The 13,104-nt window shown below is 66.3% G+C and carries 11 protein-coding genes; 10 read left to right on the top strand and 1 reads right to left on the bottom strand.

The features are described from left to right. The first annotated feature begins 407 nt into the window (after positions 1-407). The 9 genes from OXK16_08930 to OXK16_08890 all read left to right on the top strand — a co-directional run bounded on the left by OXK16_08930 (position 408) and on the right by OXK16_08890 (position 11,141). Positions 408-1,574, top strand: coding sequence for a M24 family metallopeptidase (locus OXK16_08930; protein MDE0376070.1), 1,167 nt, complete (start codon positions 408-410; stop codon positions 1,572-1,574). A gap of 277 nt (positions 1,575-1,851) precedes the next feature. Then, positions 1,852-2,784, top strand: coding sequence for an NAD(P)-dependent oxidoreductase (locus tag OXK16_08925; protein ID MDE0376069.1), 933 nt, complete (start codon positions 1,852-1,854; stop codon positions 2,782-2,784). 53 nt (positions 2,785-2,837) lie between these two features. Then, a complete protein-coding gene (locus tag OXK16_08920; protein ID MDE0376068.1) occupies positions 2,838-4,034 on the top strand; it encodes a pyridoxal phosphate-dependent aminotransferase in 1,197 nt (398 codons plus the stop codon). Beyond that, entirely contained in the window at positions 4,031-5,008 is a 978-nt protein-coding gene (locus tag OXK16_08915) for a hypothetical protein (protein MDE0376067.1), read from the top strand. The genes OXK16_08920 and OXK16_08915 overlap by 4 nt, the downstream gene beginning before the upstream one ends. Beyond that, complete coding sequence (locus OXK16_08910; protein ID MDE0376066.1) at positions 5,005-6,387, top strand: hypothetical protein; 1,383 nt, start codon at positions 5,005-5,007, stop codon at positions 6,385-6,387. The genes OXK16_08915 and OXK16_08910 overlap by 4 nt, the downstream gene beginning before the upstream one ends. A 25-nt stretch (positions 6,388-6,412) precedes the next feature. Continuing rightward, positions 6,413-7,657: an amidohydrolase family protein gene (locus tag OXK16_08905; protein MDE0376065.1), complete on the top strand. Its 1,245-nt coding sequence runs from the start codon at positions 6,413-6,415 to the stop codon at positions 7,655-7,657. 28 nt (positions 7,658-7,685) lie between these two features. Beyond that, a complete protein-coding gene (locus OXK16_08900) occupies positions 7,686-9,071 on the top strand; it encodes a dihydroorotase family protein (protein MDE0376064.1) in 1,386 nt (461 codons plus the stop codon). Between the two features lie 72 nt (positions 9,072-9,143). Continuing rightward, entirely contained in the window at positions 9,144-10,226 is a 1,083-nt protein-coding gene (locus OXK16_08895) for an adenosine deaminase (protein MDE0376063.1), read from the top strand. 165 nt (positions 10,227-10,391) lie between these two features. Further along, positions 10,392-11,141: an aspartate/glutamate racemase family protein gene (locus OXK16_08890; protein MDE0376062.1), complete on the top strand. Its 750-nt coding sequence runs from the start codon at positions 10,392-10,394 to the stop codon at positions 11,139-11,141. An 85-nt stretch (positions 11,142-11,226) separates the two neighbouring features. Here the strand turns inward: OXK16_08890 and OXK16_08885 are convergent, their stop codons facing one another. Further along, positions 11,227-12,372, bottom strand: coding sequence for a Xaa-Pro peptidase family protein (locus tag OXK16_08885; protein ID MDE0376061.1), 1,146 nt, complete (start codon positions 12,370-12,372; stop codon positions 11,227-11,229). A gap of 84 nt (positions 12,373-12,456) precedes the next feature. Here OXK16_08885 and OXK16_08880 point away from each other — a divergent pair, with 84 nt between their 5' ends. Further along, positions 12,457-13,053 carry a hypothetical protein gene (locus tag OXK16_08880; protein ID MDE0376060.1) on the top strand — a complete coding sequence of 199 codons (597 nt, stop codon included), beginning with the start codon at positions 12,457-12,459 and terminating at the stop codon, positions 13,051-13,053. Positions 13,054-13,104: the final 51 nt, after the last annotated feature.

Here is a 13,104-nt window from a genome sequence, read left to right as displayed (position 1 = left end):
TGGCGTCGGTCGTATGACTCCGGCAGGCCCGGTAGCACATCACCCGGGCGGTCAGAGATATCGGAGCGGATTCCCACCGGTCAGTAGCTCTCGGCGCACCGATTGCCGTGATCCTCTCCGCGAGCGGGAAGCGATGCTGGCCGGCATGGACCACCACCAGATGTTCGAGGTTCAGATCCGCAGATACGATACGCATCGATTTCAAGGTGGACGGCATGCGTGTCGGTACGTCGTTTGACCAGGCCCAAATTCCGTACTTCCTGGAATATCGTTCGCGTCGCGTACGATATTCCAGAATCATCTCTCGTATGGACGGAGCGTCGGCCGAGCGTAGGACCGGCGCGAGGGGGTCCCAGCACAACTAGAGTCTGACCGTCAGTCCGTCAGGAGTAAGGAGACCCGTCAGCATGACCCACGTACCAGTAACCCATATCACCTCGGATGCCGAGCGCGCGCGCCGCTACGCAGTGCTCCGGGAGGCCATGGCCGGCGCCGGCATGGATGCGTTCGTCATCTGTAGCAGGGGCGACGAGTTCGTGCGGGGACGGGTCCAGTACGTGAGCGACATCTTCCAGTGGGCCGGGCGCGGCTTCGTGGTCCTGCCGATGAGGGGCGAGGCCACCTTCGTGGTGGATCCGTTGTGGGGCACGGGCTACGCCATGCAGGGCATGTGGCTGAACGACTACCGCCAGCCGGACGACGCCGGGACCGAGATCGGCGCGATCCTCTCCGACCATGGGCTCGCCACCGGCACGATCGGGATCGTCGGTCTGGCCGACATCACCTCGGTGGCCGACTACAACAGCATGAAGAACGCCCTTCCCAACGCCAACTGGGTGGACGCTACCGACCTCTTCGACGACGTGCGGGCGATCAAGAGCCAGGAGGAGATCGACTCGACCATCGAGACCGGCAATATCATGCGCCGGGTCTTCAACGCGCTCGAGGCGGAGATCCGTCCGGGCGTCCAGGAGGTGGACGTCCTCTCCGAGGCCCACCGTCTGGCCCGCCAGCTGGGCTGCATGGAGGGAATCGCCCTCATGGGACGTGCGCCCTTCAGTTGCTTCAGCCCAGGCACCCGGGGCGTGATCGAGAAGGACGATGTGATGGTCATCGACCTCGAGTGGGGCGGGCCGCTCGGCTACTGGGTGGAAGTCCGCCGGGTGTACAGCTTCAGGCCGCCCAATGACGAGCAGAAGGCCTTCTGGGAAATGCGGGTCGAGAGCTTCGAGGCGTGCGTGCAGGCCATGAAGGCGGGCGAGGACTCCGACACCGTCCTCGACGCCCGCGATCGGGTCTACGACAAGTACGGGTACGACGCCAGGGACTCCAACTCCTACACCGCTCACGGGATCGGCATCGACTCGCTGGAGCCCCCGTGGGTGCCCGGCAAGCGCCGCATCATGGAAGAGAACATGATGATCAACCTCCACCCCGCCATCGGCGGCTTCTCGGATCCCGAGACAGGTGCCCGGTTGGGTGGCATCAGCATCGCCGACAACGTTCTGGTCGGTCCCGACGGGGGTACCCGGATGGTCGATCAGACTGATGAGTGGATCGTCCTCGACGCCTAGACCACTCGGTGCGATCTGGTAGGGAACCCTGTTCGGAGCAGGTCGGGTGCATCGTCCGGCCTGCTTCCTACGTGGTGGCCGGCTTGGCAGGCCGCTTCTCGCCGGCGCCACATGCCTTGAGGCGTATCCCCGGATCGCCGCGGTGGGTCCAACCAGTGATCACTAATATCGACAGGCCGCCCGAGTTCACTGGCATTGACACCCGAGCCTGGGGGCAGACCGACAGCAACTGGATGAGCCTGCGCGCGGGCGCGGGGGAAGGGAACAGCAAGTCGAGATGAGAGTATTGATCACCGGCGCAGCCGGGTTCTTCGGACGGGCACTGGTCCGAGCGTTCGCCCTGGGCGGAGAGCACGTGGTGGCAGCGGACATCCTCCCGGCTGACGAGTTCGTCCCCCGGTCGGACACGCCGAGCGACCGGCTCGAGTACGTGGTGCTGGACGTGGCCGATCCGGCCGCCTGGTCCACGGAGGTCACCGGGGAAGTTGACGCCATCGTCCACGCCGCCGCCCTCACGCCGAGCATCCAGGAGGCCAAGGAGGACCCTTCCAAGCTGGTGAACGTCAACCTCATCGGCACCCTCAACGCGTTTGAGTTCGCCCGTAAGCAGAACATGGGCAAGTTCCTCTTCATCTCCTCCGCGGGTGTCTATAACCAGTTCGACGAGGAGACGCTCACCGAGGCGGATGCGGACGGGGGTTTCTCTCTCTACGGGTCGGCCAAGCTGGCCGCCGAGATCATGCTGTTCCGGTATGCCGACATGTTCGGCTTCGATGCGGGTGCGATCCGTCCCACGTCCATGTACGGCCCTGCGGAGGAGTTCCGCGACACCCGCCCGTTCGTCACCCAAGCCAAGCAGTTGGCCGACGCCGCCCTAGACGGGGTGCCGGTGCGGGTCATCGGCGCCGAAGACCGCTGCGACTGGGTCTTCGTGGACGACGTGGCCGAGGGCGCCCATCGCTTCTTCTCCGGCGGCATGAACAGCCGCGCCTTCGCCTTCTCCTCGGGTGACCCGATCCCGTTCCAGGACGTGCTGGACGCGGCCGTGGCCTCGTTCGGAGTGGTGGTGGATCCCAGCGCCGACATGCTGGTCGATGCCACGCCCGACCGGGCCACCACCATCTCCTGCGACAAGGCCCGTGCCGAGCTGGGATGGAATCCGATGGGGATCGAGGAAGGCATGCGCCGCTACGCCGAGTTGGGCGGCTGAGGACCGCCCACCCGTTTCCCGAACGAACCGATAGCCTCAGATATGGAGTCCCTATGAGCCAGAGCACACTGAGACAACGGCTGGCGGAGCGCACCCTGCGGATCCGGGGTGGCCACGAGTCGCCCTACTTCCAGATCATGCGGAGGGTGGAAGGCCGCGATGACATAATCCGCCTGGTGCGGGGGGAGCCGGACATTCCGACCCCTGCCCACATAATCGAGGCCGCCAAGCGATGTCTGGACACCGGGCATGTCGGCTACACCCCTCCGGGCGGGATGATCGAGCTACGCGAGGCCATCGCCCGCAAGTTCAAGGAGGACAACAACCTCGAGTACGACGCCGCTTCCGAGATCCTGGTTACCGCCGGTGCGCAGGAATCGATGGCGGTGAGCCTCCAGACGTTGCTCGACCCCGGCGACGAGGTGCTCCTCGCCACCCCCCACTACATGGCCTATCCGGCCAACATCATCATGGCGGGCGGGCACATCGTCTACGTCGATACGGTCGAGGAGGAGGACTTCGAGCTCAAGCCCGAGGCTATCGAGGCGGCCATCACCGACCGCACCAAGCTCCTGGTGCTGGTGACCCCCAACAATCCGACCGCCGGGGTGATCACCGCCGAGACGCTGTCGGCGATCGCCGACGTGGTGCGGGCCCATCCCGGCCTGGTGGTGATCTCCGACGAGCTGTACGAGAAGGTGGTCTACGACGGCTTCGAGCACATCTCCTTCGCCACCCTGCCCGACATGTGGGATCGGACCATCACGATCAACGGCTTCTCGAAGGCCTACAGCATGACCGGCTTCCGGGTCGGCTACATGGCGGGCCCGGCCGACTACATCCTGGCCGCCACGGAGCCGCGCCACTCGCTCAGTATCTCCACCTCCCTGCCTTCCCAGCATGGCGCCCTCGCCGCGCTGGAAGGGCCGCAGGACTTCATGGCCGAGATGATGGAGGAGTACCACCTGCGCCGGGCGATGATGCGGGACGCCTTCGACGAGCTGGGCGTCACGTACGGCGAGCCCAAGGGCGGCTTCTACTTCTTCGCCAACATCTCCGGGTCCGGGTTGGACGCGGTCGAATTCGCCGACAAGGCGGTGGACTACGGGATCCTGTTCTCACCGGGCAACGTGTTCGCCGAGGGAGCCCGCAAGTACATCCGGATCTCCTACCTGGCGCCCAGGGACCAGTTGGCCGAGGCTCTCGAGCGCTTCGGGCGTCTGTGGAACGACTGCCGGAGCGGCCGATGAGCGGCCCGAAGGTAGCCCTGGTCGAGGAGTTCACTCCCGCCCAGGTGGAGGCCCTACGGAGGGCCCTCCCCGACGGCGCCACGGTGCTCACCGACGCCCTCGGAGCCGGGACCATCGGCCAGGCCGACTACCTGGTGCTCCGGGAAGAGGGCGTTGACGGCAGCCGGCTCGCCTCCCTGTCCTCACTCCGGGGAGTGGTGACCATCGAGTCGGGGGGCGCTGGCGTCTCCGGAGAGGTCTGTGAGTCCATGGGAGCCTGGACCGAGGCCGTCACGTCTCCCGGGCCCACCAGCGTGGCGGAGCACGCCGTGATGCTCATACTGGCGCTCTTCAAGCGGCTTCCTACGGCCCACAGTCGCCTCATGGACGGGGTGGTCGTGGACGGGATGGAACCGTTCGTCACCGACCAGCTCAACTACTCGTACAACTGGGTGGGTCTGGACCTGTTCGAGGCGGTGCTGGGCAAGACGGTGGGTCTGGTCGGGATCGGCCAGATCGGACGGGTCGCGGCCAAGCTCCTGGTCGCGTTCGGCGTGGATGTCGTCTACTACAAGCGCAACCGGTTCTCACCCGAGGAGGAGCAGGAGTTGGGCGTCCGCTACCTCCCCTTCGACGAGCTGCTGGCCGAGTCGCACTGCGTCTCGCTCCACAACAAGTTCACGCCCGAGACCGAGAAGATGATGGGCGCCCGCGAGTTCGCCCTCATGCCCGAGGGGTCGTTCTTCGTGAACACCGCTCGGGGCCGGTTGGTCGATGAGGACGCCCTGATAGCAGCCTTGCACAGCGGCCATCTGGCCGGCGCCGCGCTGGATGTCTTCTGGTGGGAGCCGATCCTGCCCGACAGTCCTCTGCGTGACACGCCCAACCTGTTGATGACCCCCCACACCGCCGGAACACCCGCCGGCGACAACGTGGCCCTGGAGCTGGGTTCTGCCGGAAGGGTCATCCGCCGCAGGAATGGAGGTGTGACATGAGCGACCGTACCTTCGTCGGCATGCAGGTGGGTGGGATCAGCTTCATCGACGAGGGCATCGAGGAGACGCTCGACATCTTCGTGGAGAAGGCCGGGGTGAACGCCATCTTCATCTCCGCCCTGTCCTGGGCCCGGGGAAACGCGGGGCGTTCCGGCAGCAACGACTTCCCCGATCACGGCGGGCAGGAGCCCGACCACCTGCAGGGCGGCGCCTTCTTCCCTCCCGATCCCAGGTACTACCACGGCACCTCGATCAAGGACTTCACCGCTCCGGACCCCCTCTACGAGGGGTTGGACATCCTGGGTGACGTGATCCCCGCCGCCCGGGAGCGTGGTATGGAAGTGTTCCCGTACTACTGCGAGACGTCCCACAAGAACCCCAAGCCGCTCTGGCAGCCGGGGTTCGCCCAGGTCATCGAGGTGGACGCGTGGGGACGGCGGGCCAGCCGCCCCTGCCTGTACAACCCGAACTACCGGAACTGGTGGTTCGGGGTGGTCGACAACTGGCTCAACGAGTACGACCTGGACGGCATCATGTGGGGCATCGAGCGGGAGGACCCGCTCTCCTCCATGATCGTCAGCAACGAGGTCCCCACCTGCTTCTGTGTCCACTGCCGGGCCGAAGGCCACCGGCGGAACATCGATGCCGGACGGGCGGCCGAGGGTTACCGGAGGATCTCCGACTACCTGACCTCGGTGCGGGGCGGGTACCAGCCTCCCGACGGCAAGCTGATCACCTTCCTCCGCCACCTCTTCGAGTACCCGGAGGTCTCCCAGTGGCAGAAGCTGTGGTGGGACGGCCACAAGGACCTCTACCGGGAGATATCGGGGACGGTGCGCTACTTCGGCGACCGCTACCAGGTGGGCCTGGGGATCTGGCAGATGATCAACACCTTCAACCCCTTGCTACGGGCCGCGCACGATCCCGCCGAGTACAAGCTGTACGCCGACTGGCTCAAGCCGGTGTTCTACAACGCCCCGGGCGGGGCGCGGTTCGCCAAGTTCGTGACCAACCTGTGCCAGACCATCCTCGGCGACGCGTCGCCGTCGGAGTGGACCCCCATCCTCTACAAGATTCTCGGCCTGGACGAGGCGGCCTTCGAGGACCTCCCTCCGGCCGGCTTCAGCCCGCAGTACGTGGCCGACTTCACCCGCCGCTACGTGGATGCGGTAGGTCCCGAAGTGGCCGTCTACCCCGGCATAGGCCTCGGTGTGGAGACGGTGGCCCGGGACATCTCTCCCGCAGACTGCGAAGCGATGGTGGAAGCCTCGTTCGACGGGGGAGCGGGCGGTGTGATGATCTCCCGCAACTACTCGGAATTGACCCTCACCAACCTGGCCGCGGTGGGCAACGCCCTGCGCCGGCTCGGAAAGATCTGATCGGACCCAGGAAAGGAAACCAACCGTGCGCACAATTCTCAAAGGCGGAGTGGTAGTCAACCTCGACGGAGGGCCCTCCACGCAACAGGATCTGGTCATCGAAGGCGAGCAGATCGCCTCGGTGGGCGCCGCCGCGGCCGCGAACGGCGACAACGTGGTGGATGTCTCCGGCATGCACCTGCTGCCCGGCATGGTGAACTGTCATGTTCACCTGGGGTGGGACGGCACCCACGACCTCGAGATGCAGGCCAACGAGTCGCCCGCTGTCAACGCCATGAAGGCGGTGATGAACATCCATCGACATCTGTCCGCCGGGGTGACCACCATCCGCGACCTGGGCATGAACCACGCCAACATCGACGCCAAGACGGCCATCGACAACGGCTGGGCGCCATGGATCCGCCTGTTCCCCAACGGCCGGGCCATCTGCACCACCGGTGGCCACACCTGGTGGTGTTGCCGCGAAGCCGACGGAATCTACGGGGTCCGCAAGGCCATCCGCGAGCAGTTCAAGGCGGGTGCCACCTGGATCAAGATCATGGGCTCCCACGAAGAGGTGCAGTTCACGATGGACGAACTCCGGGCGATGGTCGAGGAGGCGCACCAAAACGGCATGATGGTCACCGCCCACGCCACCTTCGACGAGGCCATCTCCCGGGTGGTGGACGCCGGTGTGGACTGCGTGGAGCACGGCGGGTCGATGACCCCGGAGACCATCGACAAGATGGTCGAGAAGGGCGTCCCCATCGTCACCACCTTCTCCCCGCTCGTGCAGCAGGTGAAGTTCGGCCGGGACTTCGGCATGACCGAATCCGATGTGGAGCGCCGCAAGGATCAGATGGCCGACAAGAGCCGCTTCGCGGGAAACGTGGCCGCGGCCAAGGCGGGGATCCCGATCGTTTTCGGAACCGATGCCGGGAGCCCGGTGGTCCCTCACTACGCCATTGCCGAGGAGCTCAAGTTCATGGTCGAGATCGGGGTCTGCCCCGACAATCTGGACGCGCTGAACTCGATCACCCGCCGGGGTATCAAGCTGCTCGGTCTCGAGGACGAGTTGGGCAGTCTCGAAGCCGGGAAGACGGCTGACGTGGTGGCCGTGGGCGGTGATCCGCTGGACTCGCTGGACCACATGAAGGACGTCAGGCGGGTCTTCGTGCGAGGGCAGATGGCCTTCTCGTCCGAGGGTGGTTACACCCAGGTGGGGCGGGATATCGAGGGCATGGGCACCCGCTGGGGTCCCGGACCCGAGATCGGATACCGGCGGGCATAAGCAACCAGAGCCGACGGCAGCGCACAACATGCTCGACCTGAGGATCGTCGGGGGGACGGTGGTCAGCGATGGCCGTTCTCGTCCAGCCGATGTTGGCCTGGAGGGCGATCGCATCGTCGAGGTCGCCCCTCGGGGTGGTCTCGGCCCGGCTCGTGGCGAGATTGACGCCTCTGGCCTGCTGGTCATTCCCGGCGCGGTGGACGCCCACTTCCACTGCCGGGCGCCCAGCCATCCCGAGCGAGCCACTTTCGCCTCCGAATCCCGGGCGGCGGCATCCTCTGGGGTGACCACCCTGTTCGAGATGCCGATCTCCAACCCGCCGTGCAGTACTCCGGAGGCTTTCGAGACCCGCCGCGAGATCGGGGAGGCCGAGAGCTTGATCGACTTCGCCCTCTACTCGGGCGCCGGATTCAGCGATCCGGCCCGGGCGGAGGCGATGGCCGAATGCGGGGCGATCGCGTTCAAGCTGTTCACCCACCACCCGCCGCCGGAGCGAGTCGACGAGTTCGAGGGTCTCTGCGCAGGAGCTCCCGAGCGCATCTTCGAGTGTATCCGCGCGGTGGCGGCCACCGGATTGAGGTGTGCCGTTCACTCCGAGAGCCAGCAGATGATCGAACTCTTCCGGGAGGAGTTGGACCGGTTCGGACACCCGGCCCGCCCGCCGCTGGTCGAGGCGGTGGCGGTGGGCCTGGTGGCGACCATCGTCCGGGATCTGGGTGCGCCCGCCCATATCGTCCACATCACCTCCCGCCTCGCCATGGAAGAGGTCCAGGCGGCCCAGGGTCTCGGCGTGGATCTCTCCGCCGAGTCGTGCCCCCACTACCTGCTTCTCGACGAGTCGGCAATTCCCGAGTTCGGCAACTTCGTCAAGGTGGCGCCCCCTCTGCGCCCGAGGGAGGATCCCGCCTACCTGTGGGATGCGCTGGCGGACGGCTCGCTATCGGTGGTGGCGTCCGACCACGCTCCCTTCACTCCGGAGGAGAAGGCGGCCGCCGCCTATGCCGAGTCCGGGCAGGGGATTCCCTCCCTGGAGATGCTGGTCCCGGCGATGCTGGATGCGGGCCTGAGCGGGCGACTCCCGCTCGCCCGGGCGGTGGAGGTGATGACCGCCAACCCGGCCAAGCTGTACGGCATCTACCCCCGCAAGGGCACCGTCTCGCCGGGATCAGAGGCCGACCTGGTACTGGTGGATCCCGAGGCAACCCGCACGGTCCGTTCATCAGAGTTCCTGGCCCGCTCGGGCGGGAGCGGCCTGGCCTACGACGGGATGGAACTCAGGGGCAAGGTGCTCACCACCATCTCACGGGGACGCACCGTGTTCGAGGCCGGCCGGGTGATAGGGGAAAGCGGGGGGCGGTTGGTCAGGCCGGACGGCCCTCCCCAACACGTCCGCGAAACCCAAGGCGCCGGCTAGCCCCTGACTGCGTCCGGGCGGGATGGTGCCCTGGACGCCTGGGCAGAACCTCTCCACCGGTATCCTCGCCGGATGCCCGTAGAGACCCCCCTACCCGGCGGTATCCCGAGCTTCGAGCGGCTGCGGCAGGCGCCCAAGGTGGTGCTCCATGACCACCTCGACGGCGGTCTGCGCGCCTCCACGATCGTCGATCTCGCCAGGGAGACCGGTTACCGGGGCCTCCCCACCCAGGACCCGGAGGAGCTGGCGGCCCGGATCCAGGAGGGCGCTCGCCGCCGCAGCCTCGATCTCTACCTGGAGATGTTCCGCCACACCCTCGGCGTCATGCAGACGAAAGGGGCCGTGTACCGGGTGGCGGCCGAATGCGCCCAGGACCTGGCGGCCGACGGCGTGGTCTACGCCGAGGTCAGGTTCGCCCCCGAGTTGAACACCGAGGGCGGCATGTCGCTCGACCGGGTGGTCGAGGCCGCGCTGGCCGGTCTCCGGGACGGGAGCGACGGTCGCGGCATCCGGATGGGCCTGCTGGTGTGCGCTATGAGGACCGGTCCCCACAGTCTCGAGGCGGCCGAGCTGACGCTGAGGTATCGGGATAGGGGGGTGGCGGGTTTCGACATCGCCGGTGCCGAGGCCGGTCACCCGCCTTCCGATCACCTGGCGGCGTTCGATCTGCTGCGACGGGCGGGAATGCCCTACACCATCCACGCCGGCGAGGCGGACGGCCTCGACTCGATACGGGAAGCCCTACACACCTGCGGAGCCCGGCGGATCGGCCACGGGATCAGGATCGTCGACGACCTCGGGGAGGACGGCGCGCTCGGTTCGCTCGCCGCCGAGCTGCGCGACCGGAACATCCCTCTTGAGCAATGCCCGACCTCCAACGTCCACATCGGCGCCGTCCCCTCGATCTCTGCCCATCCGATCGGCCGGCTCTTCGACCTGGGCTTTCACGTGACTGTCAACACCGACAACCGGCTCATGAGCGGGGTCTCGCTGCCGGGCGAGTTCGACCGTTGCTGCCAGGCCTTCGGCTGGTCCTGGCCCGAGGTGCACCGGCTGACCACCAACGCCATGGAGGGCGCCTTCCTCCCGGCTGACCAGCGCCGGGAGATCATCAGTCAAGCCATCGACCCCTGGTACGCCGCCCGCCCTGGCTAGTCGGCACCGCCCTGATGTAGGTGATTCCGCCACCGACACACGATGCGGGCCCGCTGTGTGCCCTGCGGGTACGCCTTCGTCGGCGAGTCTTGCCACAGGCGATGGTCGACCCTCGCGTCTTGCCCAGGTATGGCACTTCGGATAGCGTGACCGATCGTGGGAGAAGTGGCAGAAGCAGCACGCGAGGCATCCGCCTTCCCACGGCGTCTGGGCCTCATCGTCCCCTCGTCCAACACTGTTGCGGAGCCTGACTTCACGCGGTCTGTACCAGGCGGTGTAACCGTCCATACTGCGCGCGCCTACCTAGAAGAAACAACGGCATCCGCCGAGAGGGCAATGTTGGAATCGTTCGTGCCTCAAGCGGCCGCCGACCTGGCGACAGCGAACATGCACGCAATCGTCTTCTCCTGCACCAGCGCGGCAGCCCTTCTCGGGAAGGCAGGTGAGGAGCGCTTTGTGGAGGAACTTCAGGAGTCCGGCGGTGCGCCCGTCATCAGCACGAATGAAGCCGTTGGCCGCGTTCTCGGTCGGTACGGCGACGCCCGCGTCGCGGTTGTTACCCCCTACATAGACGAACTGAACGTGGCTATAGCGGGGACCCTGACGGAGCGTGGTGTTTCCGTGAGATCCATCGTCGGGATGTCTCTTGTCGACAATATCTCCATTGGTCGGCTTCGGCCTGACGAGATCGTGGCATTCGTCGAGCGGCATGCGGACCCGCGCGAGTTCGATGTGTTGTTCGTGTCCTGCACAAACCTCCGAGGGATGGAGAGCAGGGAAACGCTGGAGGATCGTTTGGAACGACCCGTTGTCACGAGCAACTCCGCCGCGTTGACCATTGCCCTAGAGGTGCTCGAGGGATCTGCCGATGTTCGTCCCTCTGCGGACCTGCTGAGACCCGCCACGTTGCGGTAATCACGCCGGGTACGGGGCATGCAGGATCTATGAGAGCATCCTCCCGGAGCCGATTCCGGACCGGCTCGGGATGGCACCGACCGGGTTAGTCGCGGACGGACATGGTGGTGGGATGCTCGTTGAGCTTGACGCCGCCTTCCTCAGTGCAGAGGATGATGTCCTCGACGCGGACTCCAACCCGGCCCGGCCAGAAGACCGACGGCTCGATGGTGAAGGTCATGCCGGCTTCGAGGGGGGTGTCGTCCTCCGGTGAGATGAACGGCTCCTCGTGGACGTCGAGGCCGATGCAGTGGCCGGTCCGGTGGCGGAACCAGTCCCCGTATCCCGCGTCCACGATCACCTGCCGGGTAGCCCGGTGGACCTCGGAGGCCTTGACGCCCGGCCGGGCGGCCTTCATGCCGGCCTGCTGGGCGGCCATGACCACCTCGTACACGCGGCGGTACTCGTCGTCCGGATCGCCGATCCGGATGGTCCGGCCGAAGTCCGAGCAGTAGCCCTGGACCACCGCGCCGAAGTCGAAGGACAGGCCCACGCCCGGGCGCACCTCCTGCTGGGAGAGCCGGACGTTGGCGTCCCGGTCGTCGCCGGGACCCATTCCCCACACCGCGGTGTCGAACGACCAGGTACGGGATCCGAGGCGGAGCAGGTGGTAGTTGACCTCCTCGGCCAGTTCCAACTCGGTGACTCCGCTCGAGATACGGGCCTTGGTCTCCTCCATCGCTCCGTCCGCCACGTAGCAGGCACGGCGCAGCAGTTCCAGTTCCTCGGGGCTCTTGATCCGCCGCAGACGGTTGACCAGGCGGCTGGCGTTGGCCAACTGCGGACTCTGCAACTCCTCGAGGAGGTTCATCGTTGCGGAAGCCCAGGTGCGGGCGCCGACAGCCAGCGTTCGCGGTGAAGGGAAGGACCGGGCTACCCGCGAGAACAGGGCGTGCCCATCGTCCATCTCGCTCACGCTCACCACCTCGCCCGGAACCCCTTCCGGCAGGTCGAACTCGACGTAGTTGCGAGGCAGGATGAAGGCAGGATCCCGACCGGGCGCAAGAAACGCTCCGGCCACCCAGCCGTGGGCGTAGTTGACGTCACCGAAGGTGGGTACCCGCCGCTGGATACCCGTCAGGTACTCGAGGTCGGCGCCGATCGGGAGCCACACCAGATCGACTCCCGCCTCTTCGAGCACGACGTCAAGGGCGAGACGCCGGGCGCGGTGGTCGAATGCGATGGTGCTCATGTCCGGGCGCCAGTCTAGGCGGGCGCCGCGACTGGTCCGGTTCGATAAGCTCCCGCAGGGAGGCCAAAGAGGTGAGTCATCCAGATGTGGAGCGACCGATCCTTTCACGAGTTCGTTACCCAGCGCCAGATCACCGATCTGGTCATGCGAAGGGTGGCGGAACATGTCTACGACCGGCCGCTGATCAACAACGTCGAGCGGGCCGACTACGTGGAATGCCTCGTGGAACTGATTATGCAGAGCGCCGACCCGCGCTGGCGTCTCACCGAGACGTGGGACGCCTGGGACGTCGAGCACCCCGAGACGGGTGCTCGGGTCGAGGTCAAGCAGTCGAGCGCTCTCCAGAGTTGGTCCGGACCGTCATCTGCGAAAACGGAGGCGAGCCCGCGGTTCGACATCTCCGTTCGTGAGTGGGACTGGTTGAGGTGTGCCCGAGGTGAGTATCACAGCTTCCCCTCCGAGGGCGGACGATCTGCCGATGCATACGTCTTCGCCTGGCACGGCGAGTCGGACGAGGCTTTCGCGGATCACCGCACGGCTTCCCAGTGGGAGTTCCTCGTGGTGCCCGAGAGCGAACTTCCCGCACAGAAATCGATCGGTCTCAACCCACTGCGGAAGCTCGCGCGACCGTGTACGTACCGATCACTTGCGAGAGAGGTCAAAGCGGCAATCCCCGATTGATGGCGATCAGCGAAATTCCCCAGAGTTGGTCAGCGAATTTCCCCACCCTGG

The sequence above is a fragment of the bacterium genome, from assembly GCA_028821235.1.
GTDB lineage: Bacteria > Actinomycetota > Acidimicrobiia > Spongiisociales > Spongiisociaceae > Spongiisocius.
The sequence above is the reverse complement of the archived record's forward strand: the minus strand, read 5'-3'. Positions and strand labels throughout refer to the sequence as shown.